We start from the raw sequence: 25627 nt of genomic DNA, 5'->3' as shown, positions 1-25627 counted from the left end.
GGGGCCACCCTACTGGCTGTTCAGCGCTTGCGCTTCTCTCGGATCCGCACGCCGATGACGATGGGCGAACCGGTGAACTCGAAGTCCTCGCGCAGACGCCGTTCGATGAATCTGCGGTACCCGTGCTCCAGGAAGCCGGAGGCGAAGATGACGAACCGCGGCGGGCGGGTGCGGGCCTGCGTGGCGAACAGGATCCTGGGCTGCTTCCCTCCCCGCAGGGGGTGCGGGTGGGCCGCCACCAGGGTTCCCAGGAACGCGTTGAGCCGGCCCGTGGGGATGCGGGCGTCCCAGGAGTCCAGCGCCGTCTCCAGCGCGGGGACCAGGCGATCCGCGTGGCGGCCGGTGAGGGCCGAGAGGTTCACGCGCGGTGCCCAGGCCACGTGCGCGAGGTCCCGCTCGATCTCCCGCTCGAGCTGCGTGCGGCGCTCCTCGTCCAGCAGATCCCACTTGTTGAAGGCCAGCACCAGCGCCCGGCCGGACTCCAGCACCATGTCGATGATCTTGAGGTCCTGAGTGGAGATGGGCTCGGATGCCTCCAGCAGCACCACCGCCACCTCTGCCCGGTCCAGAGCGGCGCGGGTGCGCAGCGAGGCGTAGTAGTCAGCTCCCTGGGACTGCAGCACCCGCCGACGGATCCCGGCGGTGTCCACGAACGTCCACTCCCGGCCGCCCAGGGTGATCTTCTCGTCCACGGGGTCGCGGGTGGTGCCGGCCACGTCGTCCACCACCACGCGGGTCTCCCCCGCCAGGCGGTTCAGCAGGGAGGACTTGCCCACGTTGGGGCGCCCGACCAGTGCGACCCGGCGGGGACCGTGGTCCACGGGCTGCCCGCGGCCCTCCAGGGGCAGCACGGCCAGCACCGCGTCCAGCAGGTCCCCGGAGCCCCGCCCGTGCAGGGCCGAGACCGGGTACGGCTCCCCCATCCCCAGGTGCCACAGCGCTGCGGCCTCCAGCTCGCCGCGCTGGTCGTCGACCTTGTTGGCCACCAGCACAACGGGTCGCTCGGTGCGCCGCAGCACCTTCAGCATCTGCTCGTCGGTGGTGGTGATTCCCACGTTGGCGTCCACCACGAACATGACCACGTCCGCCAGTTCGACGGCGATCTCGGCCTGCTGGGCGACGGACAGGGCGATGCCCTCGACCTTCTCCTCCCAGCCGCCGGTGTCCACCAGCCAGAAGTCGCGCCCAGCCCATTCGGCCTCGTAGAACACCCGGTCCCGGGTCACGCCGGGCACGTCCTCGACCACGGCCTCCCGGCGCCCCAGGATGCGGTTGACCAGGGTGGACTTGCCGACGTTAGGGCGGCCCACCACGGCCACCACGGGCAGGTTGCGGGAGGGGGTGCCGGCAGGGAGCTCCTCCTCGCCGGCGTCCAGCAGGGCGAGGTCCTCCTCGTCCAGCTCGAAGTCCTGCAGGCCCGCGCGCAGCGCCGTGGCGATGTCCTCGTCGGAGGGGCTTGAGCGGTGACCGTGCGGATCGGTGCTCCCGGCGCCTCCGCGAGCCGCCTCGGCCTCGGCGGCTGATTCCCCCCGGGCGCCGGACACAGCGGCGGCCTGCGCGCGGGCGGCCTGCTGCTCCTCGACCCGGTCCACCAGGGCCAGGATCCGCACCACCACGTCATCGATGCCGAGGCCGGTGGTGTCGATGGAGGTGACGCCGTCGGCGGCGGTGAAGAACTCGGAGACGGTGGCGTCGTCGCGGTCGCGGCGCAGCACCTGGTCGCTCATGCGCGCACGGGTCTCCTCGGTCTCCTCCAGGGAGAGCTCGGCGGCACGGCGTCGCATGCGCTCGTCCTCGCTCGCCGAGAGCAGCACCCGTACATCGGCATCGGGGGCGACCACGGTGGTGATGTCGCGGCCCTCGGCCACGCAGCTGCCGCGCTCGGCGGCGGTGGCCAGCATCAGCTCCCGCTGCCGGCGCTGAAGGATCGCGCGCACCAGGGTGTTGGTGGCCACGGCGCTCACCTGGGTGGAGATGCGCTCGGTGCGGATCTCGCCGGTGATGTCGGTGCCGGCCACCACCACGGTGGCTCCGGCCGGGTCGGTGCCCAGCTCCAGCTCGAGCGTCTCGGCCACGGCGGCGACGGCTTCGCGGTCGGCGAGGTCCACGCCGCCCTCCAGGCAGGCCCAGGCCACGGCGCGATACATGGCGCCGGTGTCCAGGATGCCTCCCTCGAGGACCTCGGCCACCCGGCGGGACACCGTGGACTTGCCGGAACCGGCCGGGCCGTCGATGGCGATGGTCACGCCGGAAGAAGTGCTCGTCTGCATCCGTTCAGGATACGGCTCTCTCAGCCCTCGGCCACGGTCCAGCCCCGCTCGGCGAGCTCCCGGGTGAGCAGGTCCTCACGGGCTGCCGCCACCGCCAGGTGCGCGAGACCCACCCGCTGCCCCAGGGTGTGCTCCAGCCGCAGGTCCTCCAGGTTCACACCGATGTCACCGATCTCGGTCAGCAGACGGGCCAGCTCCCCGGGGCGGTCGGGCACCAGCACGGTGAGCGTGCCGAAGTCGTCCCCGGCCCCGCCGTGCTTGCCGGGGATGCGGCGCACCCCGCGGTTGCCGTCGGCCACCAGGTCCGCCAGCGCCCGCCGGGAGCCGATGGCGGGATCCGGATCCCCCGCCAGGGACTCGAGCGCGCCGATCACCCCGTCGAGCCGATCCCTGGCGCTGCCCAGCACCTGGGCCACGGCCTGGGCGTTGGCGCCGAGGATCTCGACCCACAGGCGGGGATCGGAATCCGCGATGCGCGTGGTGTCGCGCAGGCCCTGTCCGGCCAGTGCCAGGGCGTTCTCCGTGGGCGAGAGCAGCGTGGTCGCTAGCAGGCTGGAGAGCACCTGGGGGACATGGGAGACGTGGGCGACGGCCAGATCGTGCGCGGCCGCATCCATCACGACCGGCACCGAGCCCAGCTCGGTGGCCAGGCCCTTCATGACCGTGGTGGCCTCGGGCCGGGTGGTCTCGTGAGGAACGATCACGAAAGGGCGGCCGCGGAACAGGTCCCCGCGCGCGGCGATCACGCCGGAGACCTCGCGCCCGGCCATCGGGTGGGTGCCGATGTAGCGGGTGAGCTGCTCGGCGTCCACGAGCGCCCGCAGGGCCTCCAGCACCGTCGCCTTGACGCTGGCCACATCGGCCACCAGTGCCTCGGGCCAGGTCCGCAGTGCCCGGGCGGTCACCTCGGCGGTGACGTCCGGTGGGGCCGCCACCAGCACCAGGGCGGGGTCCGGATCGGCCTCGGTGGCGCGAGTGCCGACGCCGAGCTCGACGGCCAGTGCGGTGGTGCCCGGGGAGACGTCCTCCACCTGCACGCTCACGCCGGCGCGGCTGAGGGCCATGCCCAGCGATCCGCCGATCAGTCCGGTGCCGATGATCCTCACGGGCGAGGGAACCAGGGCGGTCACCGGGCTCATCACAGGCCCACTTCCGCCATCAGGGTTCCCAGCTCGCGGTCGGTGAGCTCACGCATCTGCCCCGGTGCCAGGTCCCCCAGCAGCACCGGTCCGATGCGGGTGCGCACCAACCGGGTGAGCTCGAAGCCCTGGGAGGCGAACATGCGGCGCACGATGCGGTTGCGGCCCTCGTGGAGCGTCACCTCGACGACGGCTTCGCGGCCGTCCTGGGCGAGCACGCGCGCCTTGTCGGCGCGGGCTGGGCCGTCCTCCAGCTCCACGCCGTCGCGCAGGCTGCGCACCAGGGACCGCGGCGGCCCTCCGGGGGCGTGGAAGCGGCACACGTAGGTCTTCTCTATCTCGAAGCTGGGATGGGTGAGGCGGTGGGCGAGCTCGCCGTCGTTGGTCAGCAGCAGCAGTCCCTCGGTCTCGTAGTCCAGACGGCCCACGTGGTACAGCCGCTGGGAGTACTGGTCGGCGAACTCGCTGAGGTCACGGCGGCCCTCCGGGTCGCTCATCGCCGAGACCACCTTGCGGGGCTTGTGCAGCACCACGGTGGTCTTGCCCTCGTCCAGCTGGAGCCGCCTGCCGTCCACATGGACGACCTGCCGGGCGGGATCGATGCGCAGGCCCTGGGTGTGCACCGTCTTGCCGTCCACCGTGACCCGGCCGGAGGAGATCAGCGCCTCGCAGGCGCGACGGGAGCCGAATCCGGCGCGGGCCAGCACCTTCTGCAGCCGTTCGCCGTCCTGGGCGTACTGGGCCGGCGGGTCACCGGCCGGGGTGTCATCGGCGCCGCTGCGCGTCGACTGCGCAGCGTTCCCGGAGCGCGGGCGCCCCTGGTCATCGCGCAGGCGCACGGCGCGGGGCGGGGTGAAGGCGCTGCGGCGGCGCGAGCCCGAGGCGGGCGCACCGCGACGGGAGGACGACGAGGGGCGATCAGCCATCGCTGGCGCGCTCAGGCCGCGGCGCCGCGGGAGATCAGCTCGCGGGCGAGCTGGCGGTAGGCGTCGGCCCCCTTGGTGGAGGAGGCGTAGGAGATGATCGGCTCGGCCGCCACGGAGGCGTCGGGGAACTTCACGGTGCGGTTGATGGTGGTGTGGAAGACCTTGTCGGGGAAGGCCTCGACCACCCGCTGGCACACCTCCCGGGAGTGCAGCGTGCGGGGATCGAACATGGTGATGAGGATCCCGTCGACCTCGAGGCGGGGGTTGATGCGGTCCTGGACCTTCTCGATGGTCTCCACCAGCAGGGCGACACCGCGCAGCGCGAAGTACTCCGCCTCCAGCGGGATGATCACGCCGTGGCTGGCGGCCAGTGCGTTGATGGTGAGCAGGCCCAGGGAGGGCTGGCAGTCGATGATGATGACGTCGTACTCGTCCGCGACCGGGCGGAGCACGCGAGCCAGCGCCATCTCGCGCGCCACCTCGTTGACCAGCTGCACCTCGGCGGCGGAGAGGTCGATGTTGGCCGGCAGCACGTCGAGGTTCTCGGTGTCGGTGGTGTGGATGACCTCGCGGATGTCGTGGCTGCGGTCCATCAGCAGGTTGTAGACGGTGACGTCGAGGTCGAAGGAGTTGATCCCGGTGCCGGCGCTGAGGGCGCCCTGCGGATCCAGGTCCACCAGCAGCACCTTGCGGCCCAGCTCCGCGAGCGCGGCGCCCAGGTTGATCACACTGGTGGTCTTGCCGACCCCGCCCTTCTGGTTCACCATCGAGATGATGCGAGCAGGTCCGTGGCCGTCCAGGGGCTCTGGCTGCGGCAGCTCGGGCATCGGCCGGCCGGTGGGGCCGAGATCGATGTCGAGCTGCTGGTTCGCGGTCGGGCTCACTGTGGCTGTTCCTGTCGTCGAGCGGTCGTCTGCTGCGGGTCGGAACCCGGGTGATGCCGGGCCAGTCTACTCACGGACCCGCTGAACCGGACGGCGCCCCGGGGGGCTCAGCGCGGCCGCCGCTACGGCGGGCGCGGGGGTGGGCCGTGGCGTGGATCTCGCGCAGCGAATCCACGGTCACCTGGGTGTACAGCTGGGTGGTGGTCACCGAGGCGTGACCCAGCAGCTCCTGCACGGCGCGCACGTCGGCCCCACCGTGCAGCAGGTGGGTCGCATAGGAGTGCCTCAGCGTGTGGGGGCTGATCTGCTCGTCCAGCTCGGCATCGCGTGCAGCGCGCTGCACCACCTGCCAAGCGGCCTGACGGGTCAGCCGGGTGCCACGGGAGCCCAGGAACACGGCGGGGGTGCCGCGGCCCCGGGAGGCGAGGGCGGGCCTGCCGCGCGTGAGGTAGGCGTCCAGCGCCTCCAGCGCGTACCGGCCCACGGGGACCGTGCGGTGCTTGTCCCCCTTGCCGCGCAGCAGCACGTAGCGCTGCTCGCGGTCCACGTCGTCCACGTCCAGTCCGGTGGCCTCGGAGATACGGGCACCGATGCCGTACAGCAGTTCCAGGAGGGCCCGGTCGCGCAGGGCCCTCTCGGTGGCGAGCCGGCCGGTGCCGGGGCGTCCGGCTGCCTCCAGCAGGCGCAGCACCTGGTCGATGGGCAGAGGGTGCGGGAGCCTGCTGGGCCGCGCCGGTGCGGGCATAAGCCGGGTGGGATCGCCGGCGGTGGAGACCCGTTCGGAGTCCAGGAAGCCGTGCAGTCCGCGAACAGCGGCCAGGGAGCGGGCTGCGCTGGCCGCCGACAGCGCCGTCCCCCCGTCGGCCCCGGATCGTAGGGCCTGCAGCCACTCGGACAGCTGGCCGGGCTGCACCGCGAGCGGGTCGATCCCCCGCGATTCCAGGTGCGCGAGGTACCGGGTGAGGTCGCGCCGGTAGGCGGCCACCGTGTTGACGGCCAGCCCGCGTTCGATGCGCAGGTGGCTCAGGTACTGCTCGAGGATCCGGCGATCGCCGTCCCTCACCGCCGGCCGTCCCTCACAGGTGGACGAACGGGTCGATCGCCAGCGCGATGAACAGCAGCGAGAGGTAGGTGATGGAGGCGTGGAACACCTTCATGGGGGCGAGCTTCTTGCCGCTGGCGCCGTTGCGGACGCGGTGGGCGTAGCGCAGCACCAGGAAGCCGAACCAGCCGCCCAGCAGCACGGCGCTGACGCCGTACACCCAGCCGGTGTGGCCCAGCGGGATGATCGCCAGGCTGGCCAGGACCATCAGCGCGGTGTGCATGACCATCTGGCCGGCCACCGTGGAGCGGGAGGCCACCACCGGCAGCATCGGCACCCCCGCCTCGGCGTAGTCCTTGGAGAACTTCTCGGCCAGCGGCCAGTAGTGCGGAGGGGTCCAGAAGAAGATCACGGCGAACAGCAGCACCGCGGTCCAGGAGACGGTCCCGGTCACGGCGGACCAGCCGATCAGCACCGGCATGCAGCCGGCCACCCCGCCCCACACGATGTTCTGGCTGGTGCGGCGCTTGAGGATCATCGTGTAGAACACGACGTACAGCAGGATCGCGGCCAGGGCCAGGGCCGCGGACATCCAGTTCACCAGCACGCCCAGCCACACGGTCGAGACGATCGAGAGGACGATCCCGAAGATCAGGCCGTGGCGCGGTGCGATCTCACCGGTGACCAGCGGCCGGTTGCGGGTGCGCTTCATCTGCGCGTCGATGTCCCGGTCCAGGTACATGTTCAGCGCGTTGGCACCGCCGGCGGCGAGGTAGCCGCCCACCACTGTGGCCAGGATCAGCCACGGCGAGGGGAACCCGCCCGCGGCCAGGAACATGGTGGGGATGGTGGTGATCAGCAGCAGCTCGATGATCCGCGGCTTGGTCAGCGCCACATACGCCCGGACCACGGAGGCCGCCGAGCGATCAGGCCTATCAGCGCGAACCGTCCCGTTGTCGCCACCGGTGGGGCCACCCCGGCCGTCGCGGCGCGAGCGGGCCTCGCCCTCGTGCTGGTTCCCGCCCCGGATCGGAGACGTGCCCTGGGTGGCGGTCACCGCCCACCGTCCTTCCTCGTGGTCCCGGCTGCTGGTCCCGTTCGATGGTCCCGCCGGAGTGCGTTCTTGCCAGTGTATGCGGTGCGCCGCGCAGGCACCTGGATGCGGACGGGTGAGACCGCGCACCCGGGCGGTCCGGCAACTACGGGCACCCCGTGGCGTCGCCGTCGCACGCGACTAGGCTAGGAGGGTGTGCCGCGCCCCTCGCTCGCGGCAGTCGACCTGAGCGGCCCCGCCACCGGGCACCGCTCCCCCGACGAAAGGAATCCCCGTGACGGACACGTTCAAGGCACCCGAGGGCTGGACCGAGCTCGACCGACGCGCGGTGGACACCGCCCGCATCCTCGCCGCCGACGCGGTCGAGAAGGTGGGCAACGGCCACCCCGGCACCGCCATGAGCCTGGCCCCGGCCGCCTACCTGCTGTACCAGGACGTCATGCGGCACGACCCGGCGGACACCCGCTGGCTGGGACGCGACAAGTTCGTGCTCTCCGCCGGTCACTCGAGCCTGACCCAGTACATCCAGCTGTACCTGGGCGGCTTCGGCCTGGAGCTGGAGGACATCAAGGCGCTTCGCACCTACGAGTCCAAGACCCCGGGCCACCCGGAGTACCACCACACCGACGGCATCGAGACCACCACCGGCCCGCTGGGCCAGGGCATCGCCACCGCCGTCGGCATGGCGATGGCGCAGCGCCGCGAGCGCGGCCTGTTCGACCCGGACGCCGCGCCCGGGCAGAGCCCCTTCGACCACTTCGTGTACGTGATCGCCTCCGACGGCGACATGCAGGAGGGCATCTCCAATGAGGCCTCCTCCCTGGCCGGCACCCAGCAGCTGGGCAACCTGATCGTGCTGTGGGACGACAACGACATCTCCATCGAGGGCCACACCGACATCGCCTTCACGGAGGACACCGCCGCCCGCTACGAGGCGCTCGGCTGGCACGTGCAGACGGTCGACTGGACGAACGGCGGAACCGAGTACGTCGAGGATGTCGCTGCCCTGAAGCACGCGATCGAGGAGGCGCAGAAGGTCACCGACAAGCCCTCCTTCATCGACCTGCGCACCATCATCGGCTGGCCCACCCCGGGCCTGAAGGGCTCCCACAAGGTGCACGGCGCGAAGCTGGGCGGCGAGGCCGTCGCCGCCGTGAAGGAGCTGCTGGGCTTCGACCCCGAGCAGGACTTCGAGGTGGGCGAGGACGTCCTGGCCCGCACCCGCGAGCTGGTCGAGCGGGGCGCCGAGCAGCGCCGCCGGTGGGAGGAGAGCCTGAAGGACTGGCGCGAGGCCAACCCCGAGCGCGCCGAGCTCTTCGACCGCCTGAGCAAGCAGGAGCTGCCCGAGGGCTGGGCCGAGGCCGTGCCCGCCTTCGAGGCGGACGAGAAGGGCGTGGCCACCCGCGCCGCCTCCGGCACCATCCTCTCGGCCCTGGCCGACGTGCTTCCGGAGCTGTGGGGCGGCTCGGCCGACCTGGCCGGCTCGAACAACACCACCATGGACGGTGAGCCGTCGTTCATCCCCGAGGAGCACTCCACCGAGGAGTTCACCGGCACCCCCTACGGCCGCACCCTGCACTTCGGTATCCGCGAGCACGCCATGGGCGCGATCCTCTCGGGCATCACCATCGGTGGCCTCACGCGCGCCTACGGCGGCACCTTCCTGCAGTTCTCGGACTACATGCGGGCCTCGGTGCGCCTGGCCTCCCTGATGGGGGTGCCCAGCATCTACGTGTGGACCCACGACTCCATCGGACTGGGCGAGGACGGCCCCACCCACCAGCCGGTCGAGCATCTCGCCGCGCTGCGCGCCATCCCCGGCCTGAGCATCGTGCGGCCGGCCGACGCCAACGAGACCGCTGCTGCGTGGAAGGCCACGCTCGAGCACCGCGACGGCCCGGTGGGCCTGATCCTCACCCGTCAGGCCGTGCCCACCTTCGATCGCGAGGAGTACGCCGGTGCGGAGAACCTCTCGCGCGGTGCCTACGTGATGAAGGACGCCTCGGACGGCGAGCCGCAGGTGATCCTGCTGGCGACCGGCTCGGAGGTGCAGATCGCGGCCGAGGCCCAGAAGCAGCTGGAGGCTGACGGCGTTCCCACCCGTCTGGTGTCGGTTCCGTCGTTCGAGTGGTTCGACGCGCAGGACGAGTCCTACCGCGAGTCCGTCCTGCCCTCGGCCGTGCGCGCCCGCGTCTCGGTCGAGGCCGGCATCGCGATGCCCTGGTTCCGCTACCTCGGTGACGCCGGCCGGGCCGTCTCGGTGGAGACCTACGGCGCCTCCGCCTCCCACACGGTGATGTTCGAGAAGTACGGCATCACCACGGAGGCGGTCGTCTCAGCCGCCCGCGAGTCCCTGGCCGCCGCGCAGTCCTGACGGCCCCCGAGAGCCCTGAGGAGAGCATGATGAACGATCAGCAGCAGAACCCGCGCACCCAGTCCCTCAGCGAGGCCGGCGTGTCCATCTGGCTCGACGACCTCTCCCGGCAGGCGATGACCTCCGGCGAGCTCGCCGAGCTCATCGCCACCAGGAACGTCGTGGGCGTGACCACCAACCCCTCGATCTTCCAGTCGGCGATCGCCGGGGTGTCCGTGTACGACGAGGACATCGCGCGCCTCGCCGGTGAGGGCAAGGACGTGGAGGCCGTGGTCGAGGCTGTCACCACCGACGACGTCCGCTCCGCCTGCGATCTGCTCCAGGAGCTGTACGAGTCCACCGACGGCTACGACGGCCGTGTCTCCATCGAGGTGGACCCCCGCCTCGCCCACGAGACCGAGGCCACGATCGAGCAGGCCGAGCGCCTGCGCGGGATCGTGGGTCGCGAGAACGTGATGATCAAGATCCCCGCCACCGAGGCGGGACTGCCGGCCATCACCGCCACGCTGGCCAAGGGCATCAGCGTCAACGTCACGCTGATCTTCTCGGTGGCCCGCTACCTCGAGGTGATCGAGGCGTACCTTACCGGCCTCGAGCAGGCCGCCGAGAACGGGCACGACCTCTCCCGCATCCACTCCGTGGCCTCCTTCTTCGTCTCCCGCGTGGACACGGAGATCGACAAGCGCCTGGAGGACCTGGGCGGGGAGGCCGCGGTGATGCGCGGTTCCGCCGGTGTGGCCAACGCGCAGGCGGCCTTCGGGGAGTACCTCGAGGCCTTCGGCTCCGAGCGCTTCGCCGCGCTGAAGGCCAAGGGCGCCAACGTGCAGCGGCCCCTGTGGGCCTCCACCGGCGTGAAGAACCCCGAGTACCCCGACACCCTCTACGTGGACTCCCTGGTGGCCGATCCCTGCGTGAACACCATGCCGGGCACGACCCTGGATGCCGTCGCGGACCACTCCGAGCCGGGCGCACCCCTGTCGGCCGAGTCGGCCGAGAGCGCCGAGCAGGTGCTGGAGAGGATCGCGAATGCCGGGGTGGACCTGGCCGACGTGTTCGCCTTGTTGGAGCGCGAGGGCGTCGACAAGTTCGAGAAGTCCTGGGAGGAGCTGCTCAGCACCGTGTCGGCGACGATCGACGACACGCGCGGCTGACCCCACCCGCCGCGGGGGCGGGCCGCCGATCCTGTCGGCTCGCTCTCGCGCGGTCCCCCGGGAGCCACCCCGCCCGTGGCCCCCATGCTGAAAGGACCCTTCTGTGACCGACTCCCCTGATCCCTCGCTGGGCAATCCGCTGCGCGATCCGCGCGACCGGCGGCTCCCGCTGATCGCCGGGCCCAGCTCGATGGTGATGTTCGGCGTCACCGGTGACCTGGCGCGCAAGAAGCTGCTGCCGGCGATCTACGACCTCACCCACCGCGGACTGCTGCCGCCCAGCTTCGGACTGGTGGGCTTCGGCCGCCGCGACTGGACGGACGAGGACTTCCAGGAGTACGTCCGCAAGAGCGTCTCCGAGCACGCCCGCACCCCGTTCACCGACAGTGTGTTCGAGCAGCTGCGGGGCGGCCTGCGCTTCGTCACCGGCGAGTTCGACGACAAAGCCGCCTTCGACCGGCTCACCGAGGTGGTCTCCGAGCTGGACGCCACCCGTGGCACCGGTGGCAACCACGCCTTCTACCTGTCGATCCCCCCGAGCGCCTTCCCTCAGGTGTGCTCGCAGCTGGCCGATTCGGGCCTGAACACGCCCCGGGACGGCTCCTGGCGCCGCGTGGTGATCGAGAAGCCCTTCGGGCACGACCTCGAATCGGCCCGCGAGCTCAACGACGTGGTGGAGAAGGTGTTCCGCCCGGAGGACGTCTTCCGCATCGACCACTACCTGGGCAAGGAGACGGTGCAGAACATCCTGGCGCTGCGGTTCGCCAACCAGATGTTCGAGCCCGTGTGGAACGCCACGTACGTGGACCACGTGCAGATCACCATGGCCGAGGACATCGGCATCGGCTCCCGCGCCGGCTACTACGACGGCATCGGCACCGCCCGGGACGTGATCCAGAACCACCTGCTGCAGCTGCTGGCGCTGACGGCCATGGAGGAGCCGGTCTCCTTCCGCGCCTCGGACCTGCGCGCGGAGAAGGAGAAGGTGCTCTCCGCGGTGGAGCTGCCGGAGGACCTCGCCGCGCACACCGCCCGAGGACAGTACGTGGGCGGCTGGCAGGGCGGGGAGGAGGTGGCCTCCTACCTCGAGGAGGACGGCATCCCCGCCGACTCCACCACCGAGACCTTCGCCGCGATCCGCCTGGACATCGCCACCCGTCGGTGGGCCGGGGTGCCGTTCTACCTGCGGGCCGGCAAACGGCTGGGTCGCCGGGTCACCGAGATCGCGGTGATCCTCAAGCGTGCCCCGTTCCTGCCGTTCCGCTCCACCGACACCGCGGACCTGGGGCAGAACGCGATCGTGATCCGGGTGCAGCCCGACGAGGGCGTGACCATGCGCTTCGGCTCCAAGGTGCCCGGCACCCAGATGGAGGTGAGGGATGTGACCATGGACTTCGCCTACGGCATGAACTTCACCGAGGAGTCCCCGGAGGCGTACGAGCGGCTGATCCTGGACATGCTCCTGGGCGATCCGCCGCTGTTCCCCCGCCAGAAGGAGGTGGAGCTGAGCTGGAAGATCCTCGACCCCATCACCGAGTACTGGGCCGAGAACATGAAGCCCGCCCCCTACCGCCCCGGATCCTGGGGCCCCGACACCGCACACGAGATGCTCGCCCGTGACGGGCGCACCTGGAGGCGACCGTGATCACCACCCTGACCGACACCACCGCATCGGCCGTCGAGAAGAAGATGATGGAGATGCGGGAGACCTTCGGCGCCACCACCATCGGCCGGGTCCTCACCCTCATCATCGTCGCTACCGGCGAGGACGTCGACGGACCGGTCGAGGCCGCCGTGCACGCCAGCCACGAGCACCCCGCGCGCGTGATCGTGGTGGACACCGAGCCCGATGCCGACAGCAGCGGCCTGGACGCCGAGGTGCGGGTGGGCCGCGACGCCGGGGCCGGGGAGATCGTGATCCTACGTGCCCGCGGAGAGATCCTGTACTCCCTGGACACCCTGATCATGCCGCTGCTGCTGCCGGACGCACCGATCGTCACCTGGTGGCCCGACGGCGCCCCCTCCTCTCCCGTCCACGATGTGCTGGGCTCGATGTCGCAGCGGCGCATCACCGATGCCGCCTCCTGTGAGGACCCGCTGGCCACCCTCAAGCGGCTGCGCCGCGGGTACGCTAGCGGCGACTCGGACCTCGCCTGGTCGCGGCTGACCAACTGGCGCGGTCTGGTGGCCAGCGTGTTCGAGATCCCCCCGGCCACCACGCCCTCGAGCATCCGTGTCGTGGGCCACGAGGAGGATCCCTCCGTCGTGCTGATGGCCGCCTGGCTCGAGCAGGCCCTGGACCTCGACGTCGAGATCACCGCCCCCGGCGCGGGCGAGGCCGACGGCCGCGGGGTGCTGGGTGTGCATCTCACCCGCGGCGACGGCACCATCTCCCTGGTGCGCACCCCGGGCAAGAACGGCGACGAGGATGCCATCGTGATGAGCCTGCCCGGCGATGAGTCCGGGCAGCACGTCACCCTGCCCCGCCGCTCGCTGAACGAGCTGCTGGCCGAGGAGCTGCGGCGCCTGGACCCGGACGAGGTGTACGGCGAGGTGCTCGCCCACGCCTTCAGCGGCATCGAGGACGCCGCCGTGTACGCCGGCGGCAAGCCCGATCCGCACGATCGCGTGCTCGCGGACGCCGATGCCGTGGCCGAGGCCGCCGCCGAGGATGCAGCCGGTCATCTCGCCGCGGCCCTCGCCGAGACGGGCACCGCCCACCTGGTGGTCACCGGCGGCAGCGTGGGCACCAGGGCCGCCGCGGCCCTGCCGAAGGCCCTGCAGGCCGCGGTGAAGAAGGCGGCCGACATCGAGGGGCTGCACGTGTGGTGGGGCGATGAGCGCTTCGTCGACCCCGAGTCCGAGGACCGCAACGAGAGGCAGGTGCGCGAAAGCCTGCTGGTGCCGCTGCAGGAGGCGGGGATGCCCGAGAAGAACGTGCATCCGATGCCCTCCCCCGCGGACGGCGTCTCCCGCGAGGAGGGAGCCGCCTGGTACGGGCAGCAGCTCGACCTGGCCGGCGGCGACCAGCCCTTCCGCACGCGCGGGCGTGCGTTCTTCGACGTGCTGTGGCTGGGCATGGGCCCCGATGGGCACGTGGCATCCCTGTTCCCGGAGCACCCCGATCAGCGCGAGACCGGTGCCAGCGCGGTGGGTGTGGACGACTCCCCCAAGCCTCCCGCCGAGCGCATCTCCCTCACCTGGCCGGTGCTGAACTCCGCGCGGCACGTGGGCTTCCTGGTGGCGGGGAAGGACAAGGCCGAGGCCGCGGCCCGCGCGCACGGGCAGATCGACCCGTGGATCACGCCCGCCTCAGCGGTGCGGGGGCTGGAGAGCACCGTGTGGTACCTCGATGAGGCCGCGGCGAAGGACCTCTGAGCGGGCCTCTCCAGGAAGGCCTGGGGGTCAGAGCACGCGCTCGATGATCCCCAGGCCGATGCAGCAGGCACCCCAGGCCACGGCCATGCCCACAGTGAGGCGGTTCAGGTTGCGCTCGGCGACGCCGGAGGCGCTCGCGGTGGAGGACACGCCGCCGCCGAACATGTCCGACAGGCCGCCGCCGCGCCCCTTGTGCAGCAGCACCAGCAGGACCAGCAGGAGGCTGGTCACGGCCAGCAGCACCTGCAGGATGAGCTTGATCAGGGGCAGATCCACGAGGACAGAACCTTCTTCTCGGGTGGCTCCGGGGAGCGGGCGGACCGATCCAGCATACGCCACGGGCCGGGCCCCGAAGAGGCCCGGCCCGTGTGATGCGAGCAGTGCTCGCTCAGGCTGCGGTCAGCCCTGGAAGCCGACGATCTTGGCGAACTCCTCGGCCTTCAGCGAGGCGCCGCCCACGAGGGCGCCGTCGACGTCCTCCTTGGTCATCAGCTCAGCCACGTTGGAGGACTTCACGCTGCCGCCGTACAACACCCGCAGGGCGTCGGCGGTGGCGTCCCCATGCTTGGTGCGCACCAGGTCGCGGATGGCGGCGCACACCTCCTGCGCGTCGTCCGGGGTGGCGACCTCGCCGGTGCCGATGGCCCACACGGGCTCGTAGGCCACGACGACCTTGGCGACCTCATCGGCCGAGAGACCCTCGATGCCGCCCTCGAGCTGCGCAAGGGTGTACTCCACCTGCTTGCCGGCCTTGCGCTCCTCCAGCGGCTCGCCCACGCACAGGATCGGGGACAGGCCCACCGCCAGGGCGGCCTTCACCTTGGCGCCCGTGACCTGCTCGTCCTCACCGTGGTACTCGCGGCGCTCCGAGTGGCCCACGGCCACGTAGGTGCAGCCCAGCGCCGTGAGCATGCTGCCGGAGATCTCCCCGGTGTACGCGCCGGACTCGTGCGCGGAGATGTCCTGGGCGCCGTAGGCGATGGGCAGCTTGCCGGCCTCGACGGCGGTCTGGACGGTGCGGATGTTCACGAAGGGCGGCAGCACGGCGGCCTCGACGGCCTCGGTGTCGACCTCGCGCAGGGCCTCGCCCAGCTCCTCCACCAGGGACAGGCCCTGCTTCCAGTCCAGGTTCATCTTCCAGTTGCCCGCCATCAGCGGGGTGCGGGTGGTCACTTGGTGCCCTCCTCGAGGATCGCGATGCCCGGCAGCTCCTTGCCCTCGATCAGCTCGAGGCTCGCACCGCCGCCGGTGGAGATGTGCGAGAACAGGGATTCGTCGAATCCGAGGTTGCGAACGGCCGAGGCGGAGTCGCCGCCGCCGACCACGGTGAAGCCCTCGGCCTCGGACATGGCCCTCGCCACGGCCTTGGTGCCCTCGGCGAACTTCTCGAACTCGAAGACCCCCATGGGGCCGTTCCAGAACACGGTGGCCGCATCCTCGATCTTGGAGGCGAACAGCTCGGCCGTCTTCGGGCCGATGTCCATGCCCTCCTGGTCCGCGGGGATGCCGTCGGCACCGACCACGGTGGGCTCGGCGTCGGCGGAGAACTCCGCGGCCACCACGTTGTCCACCGGCAGGATCAGCTCGACGCCCTGCTTCTCGGCGCGCTCCATGTACTCGCGCACGGTGTCGATCTTCTCCTCGTCCAGCAGGGACTGGCCGATCTCGTACCCCTTGGCCTTCTGGAAGGTGTACGCCATGCCGCCGCCGATGAGGATGCGGTCGGCCTTGCCGAGCAGGTTGTCGATCACGGCGAGCTTGTCGGCGACCTTGGCGCCGCCGAGCACCACCACAAAGGGGCGCGCGGGCTCGTCGGTCACCTTGCGCAGGGACTCGACCTCCTTGAGCACCAGCTCACCGGCGGCCGAGGGCAGCAGGGAGGCCAGCTCGTACACGGAGGCCTGCTTGCGGTGCACCACACCGAAGCCATCGGAGACATAGGCATCGCCCATGTCCGCGATGGCCTGGGCGAACACGCGACGCTCGGCCTCGTCCTTCGCGGTCTCCCCGGGGTTGAAGCGCAGGTTCTCCAGCAGGGCGATACCACCCTCCTCGAGGCCACCCACGGTGCCGCGGGCGGAATCGCCCACGGTGTCGGTGGCGAAGGCCACCTCGGTGCCCAGCAGCTCACCCAGGCGGGAGACCACGGGCTTGAGGGAGTACTTCTCCTGCGGTGCGCCCTTGGGGCGGCCCAGGTGGGAGATCACGACCACCTTCGCGCCTGCGTCCAGCAGGCGCTTCAGGGTGGGGACGGCGGCGCGGATGCGGCCGTCGTCGGTGATGGTGGTGCCGTCCAGCGGCACGTTCAGATCAGCTCGGACGATCACGCGCTTTCCGCGCAGATCTCCGAGGGAGTCGATGGTCTTGAGCACTGCGTCTCCTTCAGGAGAGTTATGAGTGGTGATGACAGCGGAGCCCGCCCGGTGCTCCACCCACAGGGCGGCGCCGGACGGGCTCCGTGAGAACCGTCAGGTTCAGAGGGACTTGCCGATGTGGACGGCGAGGTCCACGGTGCGGCAGGAGTAGCCCCACTCGTTGTCGTACCAGGAGACGACCTTGACCTGGTTGCCGATCACCTTGGTGCTGAGACCGTCGAAGATCGAGGAGTGAGGGTCGCCCTCGATGTCCTTGGAGACCAGCGGATCCTCGGAGTAGGCCAGGATGCCCTTGAGGGGGCCCTCGGCGGCCTTCTTGATGGCGGCGTTGACCTCCTCCACGGAGGTCTCCTTGGAGGCCTCGAAGGTGAGGTCGGTGACCGAGCCGGTGGGCACGGGAACGCGCAGGGCGTAGCCGTCGAACTTGCCCTTCAGCTCCGGCAGGACCAGGGCCACGGCAGCGGCGGCGCCGGTCTTGGTGGGGATGATGTTCAGGGCGGCGGCGCGGGCGCGACGCAGGTCCGAATGGGGGGCGTCGAGCAGGCGCTGGTCACCGGTGTACGCGTGCACGGTGGTCATCAGGCCCTTGACGATGCCGATCTCGTCGTTCAGCACCTTGGCCATGGGGGCCAGGCAGTTGGTGGTGCAGGACGCGTTGGAGACGATGTGGTGCTTGGCGGGGTCGTAGTCCTCGTGGTTCACGCCGAGCACGAACGTGGCGTCCTCGTTCTTCGCCGGGGCCGAGATGATGACCTTCTTGGCGCCGCCGTCGATGTGGGCCTTCGCCTTGGTGGCGTCGGTGAAGAAGCCGGTGGACTCGATGACGATGTCCGCACCGACCTCGCCCCACGGGATGTTGGCCGGGTCCTTCTCGGAGAACACCTTGAAGGTGTCGCCGTCGACGGTGATGGAGCTGTCGTCGTGGGTGACCTCACCTGGGAAGCGACCGGTGGTGGAGTCGTACTTGAACAGGTGGGCGAGGGTCTTGGTGTCGGTGAGATCGTTCACTGCGACGATCTCAAGGTCCGCGTTCTGCTGGATGGCGGCGCGCAGGAAATTGCGCCCGATACGACCGAATCCGTTGATTCCGACCTTAATGGTCACGGTTCCTCCTTGTTCACAGTGTCTCTGTGAAATATGGACGGGTGGCGCGCACGCCCTCGTACGCTCGTACGGTGCCGGCGTGAACCGACGACCGAGACGATCCTATCAATCCCTGCCGTCGGGCGACGGCGGCAATTGGTCCTCGTCCACGACTTCCTCGGTGCCTGGCACGCCCAGTTCCTCGGCGCGCTTGTCCGCCATGGCCAGCAGACGGCGGATGCGACCGGCCACGGCGTCCTTGGTCAGCGGCGGGTCGGCCAGACGGCCCAGCTCCTCGAGGCTGGCCTGCCGGTTCTCCAACCGCAGCCGCCCCGCGGAGAGCAGGTGCTCGGGGACCTCGTCGCCCAGGATCTCCAGGGCCCGCTGCACCCGCTGACCTGCGGCAACGGCTGCCCGTGCGGAGCGGCGCAGGTTGGCGTCGTCGAAGTTGGCCAGGCGGTGCGCGGTGGCCCGCACTTCGCGCCGGGTGCGGTGCTCCTCCCAGGTCAGGACGGTGCGGTGGGCTCCCATCCGGGTGAGCAGGGCGGAGATCGCATCGCCGTCGCGCAGGACCACTCGGTCGCCGCCTCGGGCCTCGCGGGCCTTGGCTGCCACCCCCAGCCTGCGCGCTGCACCCACCATCGCCAGGGCTACCTCGGGCCCCGGGCAGAGCAGTTCCAGTGCCGCGGAGCGGCCGGGCTCGGTCAAGGACCCCCGGGCCAGGAAAGCACCGCGCCAGGCGGCCTCCGCATCGACTGCGGCTCCCCCGACGACAGCCGGTGGCATGCCCCGCACGGGGCGGCCGCGCGCGTCGAGCAGGCCGGTCTGGCGGGCGAGCATCCCGCCCTCACGCTCGACCCGCACGATGTAGCGGGTGCTGCGGCGGATACCGGATGGGGCCAGCACGGCCAGTTCGGCACGATGCCCGTACATCTCGGCGATGATGCCGTGGAGCCTGCGCGCCACGGCCGCGGAGTCCAGCTCGGCCTCGACCACGACCTGCCCGCCCACCAGGTGCAGGCCACCGGCGAAGCGCAGCATCGCCGACGCCTCGGCCTTGCGTGCGGAGGGGCGGGTCACCTCCAGGTGGCTCAGCTCCTCCTTGGCGTCAGCGGTCAGGGCCATCGGTGTCCTCCTGTGCTGGGGTCGTCTCGGGCGGAGCGGCAGTGAACGGGGCAGGGTCGGCGGTGACATCCCCCACCACGTCGTCGAAGAGGTCGCGGTACGCGGCTGCCAGCCGCACCGGGTCGTGGTTCGGGGAGCCGTCCCCCACACTGACCTGGCGCAGCAGCACCCTGAGCCCTCGACGCTGCGCGGCCTGGGCGAGCTCCGAGGCGTCCTCCAGTGCCGTGGGATCGGCGATCAGGGCATCGAAGCGGGTGCCTGCCGCGTGCTCCAGCACGGCGTCCAGCAGGTTCTGGCTGGTCATCCCCTCGGCCTCCTGCTGTCCCACCGAGAGGTTCATCGTGATGCAGCGCCGCGCCGCGCTGGCCCGGATGGCCTCGGCGATCTCGGGGATCATCAGGTGCGGGAGCACCGAGGTGTACCAGGAGCCGGGGCCGACGATGATCCAGTCGGCGCGCTCGATGGCGTCCAGCGTGGCCTGGGGGACCCTCGGACGGGGCGGGTCCAGGCGCAGCGCCTCGACCTTGCCCTCCGCCGTCGCGACCTGCCATTGGCCGGCCACGGTGCGCACCGTGCCGTCGGCGCCGCGCACGTCCGCCTCGATGTCCAGGGGGTCCAGCGCCATGGGGAGCACGCGACCGCGGGCACCGAGCAGCTCGGCCATCTGGTCCAGGCCCTCGATCGGGTCCTCGAGGATCTGCCACAGGGCCACGATCATCAGGTTCCCCAGGGAGTGGCCGTCGAGCTGGCCCTCGGTGGAGAAGCGGTGCTGGATGACATCGCCCCAGATGGAGCCCCAGTCGGAGTCCTCGCACAGTGCGGCCAGTGCCATCCGCAGATCTCCGGGGGGCAGCACCGGGATCTCGTTGCGGATGCGACCGGAGGAGCCGCCGTTGTCGGCGACGGTGACCACGGCGGTGATCTCGTCGGCCAGCAGGCGCAGCGCACGCAGGTTGGAGGCCAGGCCGTGCCCGCCGCCCAGCGCGACCACGCGCATCGGCTCGTCGGGACTGTCACGACGCCCGCGGCGGGCGCTGGAGGAGCGGTCGGCGGTGCGCAGGCGGCCCCCGCCCTTGCGGTGGGCGATGCTCATTCCCGCCCCAGATCCCGGTGACGGATGCGCACGGCGTGACCCGCTCGCCGCAGCTCCTCACCGATCCGCTCGGAGATCGCCACCGAGCGGTGCTTGCCGCCCGTGCAGCCGATCGCCAGTGTGGTGGAGTGCTTGTTCTCCGTGGTGTAGCCGCGCAGCACGGGGGTGATCATCTCCAGGTAGCGGTCCACGAACTCGGCGGCGTTGGCATCTCCGAGCACGAAGTCGGAGACCTCCCGGTCGGTGCCGCGCAGCGGCTTGAGCTCGGGCACCCAGTAGGGGTTGGGGATGAAGCGGACATCGCTGACGTGGTCGGCCTCCAGGGGGATCCCGTACTTGAAGCCGAAGGACAGCATCGTCACCGTGAGCTGCTGCTCCGCCCGCGTACCGAAGGTGGAGCGCATCTTCATGGTGAGCTCATGGACGTTCAGCGGGGAGGTGTCGATGACCACGTCGGCCGTGCGGCGGTAGGGGGCCAGCAGCTCGCGCTCGCGTCGGATGCCCTCCAGCACTCCCTCCTCCCCCTGCATCGGGTGGGGTCGGCGCACGGAGTCGAACCGCCGCACCAGGGTGGCCTCATCGGCGGTCAGGAACACCAGGCGCAGCCGCACATCGGATCGGCGCAGCTGGGCGACGACGCCGGCGAGCTCGCCGAAGAACGGCCCGGAGCGGGGGTCCACCACGACGGCGAAGCGGTTGTCGCGGCCCTCGGCCGTGGCCTGCAGCTCGTACAGCGTGGGGATCAGCTGCGGGACGATGTTGTAGACCACGTACCACCCGAGGTCCTCGAGCGCGTGCGCCGCGGTCTCGCGGCCCGCGCCGGCCAGGCCGGTGATGATGATGATCTCCCCGCTCGGGCGGCGCTCCCCCGCAGCGGCGGGCGGGTCCGCCTCTGGCGCTGCGGCATCGGTGGGCGCGTCGTCGGTGCTCACGTGCTGCTCCTTCTGCTCGAGGGGGTTCTCGGGGCGGTCAGCCATCGATGATCTCACCGGTGGCCATGTCCACGGCCACGTCCTGAGGCTCATCGGATCGTAGCGCGCTGCTGATCTGTGCAGCGAGGGACGGGCCGATCCCCGCGACCTCCTGCAGCTGCTCGACCTCGGCCTCGCGGATGGCCCTCACGGTCACGAAGCGGTCCAGCAGAGCGCGGCGACGTGCCGGCCCCAGACCGGGAATGCCGTCGAGTGCGCTGGCCTGCATGGCGCGCCCCCGCTTCGAGCGGTGGTAGGAGATCGCGAAGCGGTGCGCCTCGTCCCGCAGGCGCTGCACCAGGAACAGGGCCTCGCTGGTGCGCGGCAGGATCACGGGGTGCTCGTCCCCGGGCAGCCAGATCTCCTCGAGACGCTTGGCGATCCCGGCCAGCGCGATGTCGGTGATGCCGAGCTCGTCGAGCACGCGCTGGGCCGCGGCGACCTGGGCGGGGCCGCCGTCCACCAGGATCAGCGAGGGCGGGTAGGCGAAGCGGCGCTTCTGGTCCTCGGACTCCGGCTCGGGCGGGTCCAGGTGGTGCCTCAGCCGCCGGGTGAGCACATCGTGCATGGAGGCGGTGTCGTCCCGGGCGGCGGCGCCGGTCACGGAGAACCGCCGGTACTCGCTCTTGCGGGGCAGGCCGTCCTCGAACACCACCATGGAGCCCACCACGTTGGTTCCCTGGGAGTGGGAGATGTCGAAGCACTCGATGCGCAGCGGGGGCTCTGCCAGCTCCAGCGCCTCGGCCAGGTCCTCCAGGGCCTTGGTGCGGGCGGTGAGGTCGCCGGTGCGGCGCAGGCGGTGCAGCCGCAGCGCCTCCTCGGCGTTGGCGGTGACGGTGGCCAGCAGGTCCTTCTTCTCCCCGCGGCGGGGCACTCGGATCTCGGTGCGCGCTCCCAGCAGGGCCTGGACCTGGTCCTGGTTGGCGGGGACGGAGGTGACCAGCACCTCCCGGGGGGCGGTGGCCTCCGCGTAGAGCGTGGTGAGGGCGCGCTCCATGAGATCGGCGGGGCTGGAGTCGTCGAGGATCTCGGCGATCCAGCCCCGCTGGCCCCGGATCCTGCCTCCGCGCACGTGGAAGACCTGCACGGAGGCCTCCAGCTCGTCCTGCACCATGCCCACCAGGTCGGCGTCGGTGGCGTCGGAGAGCACCACCGAGTTCTTCTCCATCACCTTGTCCAGGGCGATCAGGTCGTCCCGCAGGGCGGCCGCTGCCTCGTAGTCCATGGCCGCGGCCGCGTCCTTCATCTGCCGTTGGATGCGCCGCGTGTAGGTGGAGGTGTTGCCGGCCATGAAGTCGCAGAACTGCTCGGCCAGCTCCCGGTGCTCGGCCACGGAGATCTCGCCCACGCAGGGCGCTGCGCACTTGCCGATGAAGCCCAGCAGGCAGGGCCGCCCCGAGCGCTCGGCGCGCCGGTACACCCCGGCGCTGCACGATCGGATGGAGAACACCCGCAGCATCAGGTCGAGGGTCTCGCGGATCGCCCACACCTGCGTGTACGGGCCGAAGACGCGATCGCCCTTGCGGGGCGTGCGGCGGGTGATGTGCACCCGCGGCACCTCCTCCCCCATAGTCACCACCAGGTACGGGTAGGACTTGTCGTCGCGGAACTTGACGTTGAACCGCGGGTCGAACTCCTTGATCCAGGTGTACTCCAGGGTGAGGGCCTCCACTTCGGTGCCCACCACCGTCCACTCCACGGAGGAGGCGGTGGTGACCATGCGCCGCGTGCGCTCGTGCAGCACCGCGAGGTCCTGGAAGTAGTTGGTCAGGCGCTGCCGCAGGTTCTTCGCCTTGCCCACGTAGATCACGCGGCCGTCGTCGTCCCTGAACCGGTACACCCCCGGCGAGGTGGGGATGGACCCGGTGGCGGGCCGGTAGGTGGCGGGATCGGCCATGCTCAGCTCCTGCCGGCGCGGCCCGCCTGGAGCATCGGGGCCAGGAAGTGCCCGGTGTGGGAGCCCTTCACCTTCGCCACCTGCTCGGGGGTGCCGGTGGCGACGATCCTGCCGCCGCCCGCGCCGCCCTCGGGGCCCAGGTCGATGATGTGGTCGGCGCTCTTGATCACGTCGAGGTTGTGCTCGATCACGATCACCGTGTTGCCCTTGTCCACGAGCCCGCCCAGCACTTCCAGCAGCTTGCGGACGTCCTCGAAGTGCAGGCCGGTGGTGGGCTCGTCCAGCACGTAGGCGGTGCGGCCGTTGGAGCGCTTGTGCAGTTCGGAGGCGAGCTTGACGCGCTGCGCCTCACCGCCGGAGAGCGTCGTGGCGGACTGCCCCAGGCGCACGTACCCCAGGCCCACGTCCACCAGGGTCTGCAGCTGGCGGCGGATCGCGGGCACGGCGTCGAAGAACTCCAGCGCATCGGAGATCGACATCTCCAACACCTCTGCGACGTTCTTGTCCTTGAAGTGCACCTCGAGGGTCTCGCGGTTGTACCGCTTGCCCTTGCACACCTCGCACTGGACGTACACGTCCGGCAGGAAGTTCATCTCGATCTTCAGGGTGCCGTCGCCGGAGCAGGCCTCGCAGCGTCCCCCCTTGACGTTGAACGAGAAGCGCCCGGCGGTGTAGCCGCGCACCTTCGCCTCGGTGGTCTGTGCGAACAGGGTGCGCACCCGGTCCCACACGCCGGTGTAGGTGGCGGGATTGGAACGGGGGGTGCGGCCGATGGGCGACTGGTCCACGTGCACCACCTTGTCCAGGTGCTCCAGGCCCGTGACGCGCTTGTGCCGGCCGGGCACGACCCGGGCGCGGTTGAGCTCCTTGGCCATCACCGCGTACAGGATGTCGTTGACCAGGGTGGACTTGCCGGAGCCGGAGACGCCGGTGACGGCTGTCAGAACGCCCAGCGGGAACGTGACGTCGGTACCGCGCAGGTTGTTGGCGCGGGGGCCCACCACGGTCACCGCGCGCTCCTTGTCCACCGGTCTGCGGGTCAGCGGCAGCGGGATCTCCAACTGCCCAGCGAGGTAGCGACCGGTGAGAGAGTCGGGGTTGCGCTTGAGCTCCGCGACGGGGCCCGAGTGGACCACCCGCCCGCCGTGCTCACCGGCCAAGGGGCCGATGTCCACCACCCAGTCGGCAGCGTTGAGGGTGTCCTCGTCGTGCTCGACCACGATCAGGGTGTTGCCGAGGTCCCGCAGGCGGGTGAGGGTGGCGATCAGGCGCTCGTTGTCGCGCTGGTGCAGGCCGATCGACGGCTCGTCCAGCACGTAGAGCACGCCCACCAGCCCGGAGCCGATCTGGGTGGCCAGGCGGATGCGCTGGGCCTCACCGCCGGAGAGGGTGCCGGCGGCCCGCGCCATCGACAGGTACTCCAGGCCCACGTCCAGCAGGAAGCCCAGGCGCGCGCGGATCTCCCGCAGCACCCCGTCGGCCACGGTCATGTCCCGCTCGCTGAGCTGGAGGGAGGAGACGAACTCGTGGGCGTCGCGGATGGACAGCTCGCACACCTCGGCGATGGACCTGCCGCCCACGGTGACCGCGAGGATCTCCGGGCGCAGGCGCGCACCGTCGCAGGCCGGGCAGGGCACCTCGCGCATGAACTGCTCGTAGCGGTCCTTGGCCCAGTCGGAGTCGGTGTCCTCGTGGCGGCGGGTCAGGAAGTGCATCACGCCCTCGAAGCCGGTGGCGTAGGTGCGCTCGCGACCGAAGCGGTTGCGGTACTTCACGTGGACCTTGTAGTCCTTGCCGTGCAGCAGTGCCTCCCGTGCCCGCTCCGGCAGGGCCCGCCACGGGGTGTCCATCGAGAAGGACAGCTCCTGCGCCAGCCCCGCCATCATCTCCTGATGGTGATCGGACGAACCCATGGTCCACGGGGCGATGGCGCCCTCGGCGAGGGTGAGGTCCTCGTCCGGGATCACCAGCTCCGGATCCACCTCGAGCCGGGAGCCCAGGCCCGCGCACTCGGGGCAGGCGCCGTAGGGGGCGTTGAAGGAGAAGGCCCGCGGTTCGATGTCGTCGATGACCAGCGGGTGGTCGTTGGGGCAGGAGCGCTTCTCGGAGAACCGCCGTGAGCGGCCCGGATCATCCTCCGGCAGGTCCACCAGGTCCACGATCACCAGTCCCTCGGCGAGGCGCAGGGCGGTCTCCACCGAATCGGTCAGGCGGCGGCGGGCATCGGGCTTGGCCGCCAGGCGGTCGACCACCACCTCGATGGTGTGCTTGAGCTTGCGGTCGAGGGTGATCTCCTCGTCCAGGCGCCGCACCGCGCCGTCGATGCGGGCGCGCGCGTACCCCTGGGAGCGCAGTGCGCTGAGCAGCTCGATGTGCTCGCCCTTGCGGCCCCGCACCACCGGAGCCAGCAGCTGGAAGCGGGTGCCCGGCTCCTGCTCGAGCAGGGTGTCCACGATCTGCTCGGCCGAGCTGGAGCGCACCTCCTCGCCGCACACAGGACAGTGCTGGATCCCGGTGCGGGAGAACAGCAGGCGCAGGTAGTCGTACACCTCGGTGATGGTGCCCACCGTGGAGCGGGGGTTGCGGTTGGTGGACTTCTGGTCGATCGACACCGCCGGGGAGAGCCCCTCGATGAGGTCCACCGAGGGCTTGTCCATCTGGCCCAGGAACTGGCGGGCGTAGCTGGACAGCGACTCGACGTAGCGGCGCTGCCCCTCGGCGAAGATGGTGTCGAAGGCCAGGGAGCTCTTCCCGGACCCCGACAGCCCCGAGAACACCACCAGCTGATTGCGGGGGATCTCGATGTCGATGTTCTTCAGGTTGTGCTCACGGGCACCACGGACGACCAGCGTTTCAGTCACCGGC

19 protein-coding genes are annotated in these 25627 nt (G+C 70.8%); 4 read left to right on the top strand and 15 right to left on the bottom strand.

The annotated features are described in order from the left end of the window. Positions 1-20 precede the first annotated feature (20 nt). From der to M4D54_RS04560, 6 genes are all read right to left on the bottom strand, one after another. A complete protein-coding gene (gene der, locus M4D54_RS04585; RefSeq protein ID WP_259890495.1) occupies positions 21-2270 on the bottom strand; it encodes a bifunctional cytidylate kinase/GTPase Der in 2250 nt (749 codons plus the stop codon). Positions 2271-2290: 20 nt separating this feature from the next. After that, positions 2291-3409 (bottom strand): prephenate dehydrogenase, encoded by a 1119-nt coding sequence (locus M4D54_RS04580; RefSeq protein ID WP_396121472.1) that lies wholly within the window; start codon positions 3407-3409, stop codon positions 2291-2293. After that, positions 3409-4335, bottom strand: a complete 927-nt coding sequence (locus tag M4D54_RS04575) for a pseudouridine synthase (protein WP_259890491.1) — start codon at positions 4333-4335, stop codon at positions 3409-3411. Before M4D54_RS04575 ends, M4D54_RS04580 begins: the two co-directional genes overlap by 1 nt. A gap of 11 nt (positions 4336-4346) precedes the next feature. Further along, on the bottom strand, positions 4347-5219 hold the full coding sequence (locus M4D54_RS04570; protein WP_396121471.1) for a ParA family protein: 873 nt from the start codon (positions 5217-5219) through the stop codon (positions 4347-4349). A gap of 70 nt (positions 5220-5289) precedes the next feature. Next, positions 5290-6282 carry a site-specific tyrosine recombinase XerD gene (locus M4D54_RS04565; protein ID WP_259890489.1) on the bottom strand — a complete coding sequence of 331 codons (993 nt, stop codon included), beginning with the start codon at positions 6280-6282 and terminating at the stop codon, positions 5290-5292. A gap of 13 nt (positions 6283-6295) precedes the next feature. Continuing rightward, a complete protein-coding gene (locus M4D54_RS04560) occupies positions 6296-7318 on the bottom strand; it encodes a heme o synthase (RefSeq protein WP_259789878.1) in 1023 nt (340 codons plus the stop codon). Between the two features lie 271 nt (positions 7319-7589). On the opposite strand from M4D54_RS04560, the gene tkt reads away from it, so the two are divergent. The 4 genes from tkt to pgl all read left to right on the top strand — a co-directional run bounded on the left by tkt (position 7590) and on the right by pgl (position 14218). Next, a complete protein-coding gene (tkt, locus tag M4D54_RS04555) occupies positions 7590-9689 on the top strand; it encodes a transketolase (protein WP_259890488.1) in 2100 nt (699 codons plus the stop codon). 29 nt (positions 9690-9718) lie between these two features. Further along, the gene (gene tal / locus M4D54_RS04550) at positions 9719-10840 is read left to right on the top strand and encodes a transaldolase (protein ID WP_259890485.1); all 1122 of its coding nucleotides are present in this window, start codon (positions 9719-9721) and stop codon (positions 10838-10840) included. A 103-nt stretch (positions 10841-10943) separates the two neighbouring features. Further along, positions 10944-12485, top strand: a complete 1542-nt coding sequence (gene zwf, locus M4D54_RS04545; RefSeq protein WP_259789873.1) for a glucose-6-phosphate dehydrogenase — start codon at positions 10944-10946, stop codon at positions 12483-12485. Continuing rightward, positions 12482-14218 (top strand): 6-phosphogluconolactonase, encoded by a 1737-nt coding sequence (gene pgl, locus M4D54_RS04540; protein WP_259890483.1) that lies wholly within the window; start codon positions 12482-12484, stop codon positions 14216-14218. The genes zwf and pgl overlap by 4 nt, the downstream gene beginning before the upstream one ends. A 27-nt stretch (positions 14219-14245) precedes the next feature. Here pgl and secG read toward each other — a convergent pair whose 3' ends face one another. From secG to uvrA, 9 genes are all read right to left on the bottom strand, one after another. Beyond that, a complete protein-coding gene (gene secG / locus M4D54_RS04535; RefSeq protein ID WP_396121470.1) occupies positions 14246-14494 on the bottom strand; it encodes a preprotein translocase subunit SecG in 249 nt (82 codons plus the stop codon). A 123-nt stretch (positions 14495-14617) separates the two neighbouring features. Continuing rightward, positions 14618-15391, bottom strand: coding sequence for a triose-phosphate isomerase (gene tpiA, locus M4D54_RS04530; protein WP_259890482.1), 774 nt, complete (start codon positions 15389-15391; stop codon positions 14618-14620). After that, on the bottom strand, positions 15388-16590 hold the full coding sequence (locus M4D54_RS04525; RefSeq protein WP_259890480.1) for a phosphoglycerate kinase: 1203 nt from the start codon (positions 16588-16590) through the stop codon (positions 15388-15390). Before M4D54_RS04525 ends, tpiA begins: the two co-directional genes overlap by 4 nt. A 102-nt stretch (positions 16591-16692) precedes the next feature. Beyond that, the gene (gene gap / locus M4D54_RS04520) at positions 16693-17697 is read right to left on the bottom strand and encodes a type I glyceraldehyde-3-phosphate dehydrogenase (protein WP_193866670.1); all 1005 of its coding nucleotides are present in this window, start codon (positions 17695-17697) and stop codon (positions 16693-16695) included. A gap of 105 nt (positions 17698-17802) precedes the next feature. Next, positions 17803-18801, bottom strand: a complete 999-nt coding sequence (gene whiA / locus M4D54_RS04515; RefSeq protein WP_259890478.1) for a DNA-binding protein WhiA — start codon at positions 18799-18801, stop codon at positions 17803-17805. Further along, positions 18785-19894 carry a uridine diphosphate-N-acetylglucosamine-binding protein YvcK gene (gene yvcK / locus M4D54_RS04510; protein WP_259890476.1) on the bottom strand — a complete coding sequence of 370 codons (1110 nt, stop codon included), beginning with the start codon at positions 19892-19894 and terminating at the stop codon, positions 18785-18787. The genes whiA and yvcK overlap by 17 nt, the downstream gene beginning before the upstream one ends. Next, a complete protein-coding gene (gene rapZ, locus M4D54_RS04505; RefSeq protein ID WP_259890474.1) occupies positions 19891-20871 on the bottom strand; it encodes an RNase adapter RapZ in 981 nt (326 codons plus the stop codon). The genes yvcK and rapZ overlap by 4 nt, the downstream gene beginning before the upstream one ends. Next, positions 20864-22762, bottom strand: a complete 1899-nt coding sequence (gene uvrC / locus M4D54_RS04500) for an excinuclease ABC subunit UvrC (RefSeq protein WP_193866672.1) — start codon at positions 22760-22762, stop codon at positions 20864-20866. The genes rapZ and uvrC overlap by 8 nt, the downstream gene beginning before the upstream one ends. Positions 22763-22764: 2 nt before the next feature. Continuing rightward, the gene (gene uvrA, locus M4D54_RS04495) at positions 22765-25623 is read right to left on the bottom strand and encodes an excinuclease ABC subunit UvrA (protein ID WP_193866673.1); all 2859 of its coding nucleotides are present in this window, start codon (positions 25621-25623) and stop codon (positions 22765-22767) included. Between the last annotated feature and the right edge of the window lie 4 nt (positions 25624-25627).

The sequence above is a fragment of the Brachybacterium sp. p3-SID1565 genome, from assembly GCF_025143785.1.
Lineage (GTDB): Bacteria > Actinomycetota > Actinomycetes > Actinomycetales > Dermabacteraceae > Brachybacterium > Brachybacterium epidermidis.
Note: the sequence above shows the minus strand (reverse complement) of the source record. Positions and strands in the feature narration are given on the sequence as shown.

What these genes read in the sequence shown, in the direction of transcription:
- uvrC (WP_193866672.1), bottom strand. Translation starts at nt 22,762, where the DNA reads ATGGCCGATCCCGCCACCTACCGGCCCGCCACCGGGTCCATCCCCACC.
- rapZ (WP_259890474.1), bottom strand. Translation starts at nt 20,871, where the DNA reads ATGGCTGACCGCCCCGAGAACCCCCTCGAGCAGAAGGAGCAGCACGTG.
- M4D54_RS04580 (WP_396121472.1), bottom strand. Translation starts at nt 3,409, where the DNA reads ATGAGCCCGGTGACCGCCCTGGTTCCCTCGCCCGTGAGGATCATCGGC.
- der (WP_259890495.1), bottom strand. Translation starts at nt 2,270, where the DNA reads ATGCAGACGAGCACTTCTTCCGGCGTGACCATCGCCATCGACGGCCCG.
- whiA (WP_259890478.1), bottom strand. Translation starts at nt 18,801, where the DNA reads ATGGCCCTGACCGCTGACGCCAAGGAGGAGCTGAGCCACCTGGAGGTG.
- M4D54_RS04575 (WP_259890491.1), bottom strand. Translation starts at nt 4,335, where the DNA reads ATGGCTGATCGCCCCTCGTCGTCCTCCCGTCGCGGTGCGCCCGCCTCG.
- tal (WP_259890485.1), top strand. Translation starts at nt 9,719, where the DNA reads ATGAACGATCAGCAGCAGAACCCGCGCACCCAGTCCCTCAGCGAGGCC.
- yvcK (WP_259890476.1), bottom strand. Translation starts at nt 19,894, where the DNA reads ATGAGCATCGCCCACCGCAAGGGCGGGGGCCGCCTGCGCACCGCCGAC.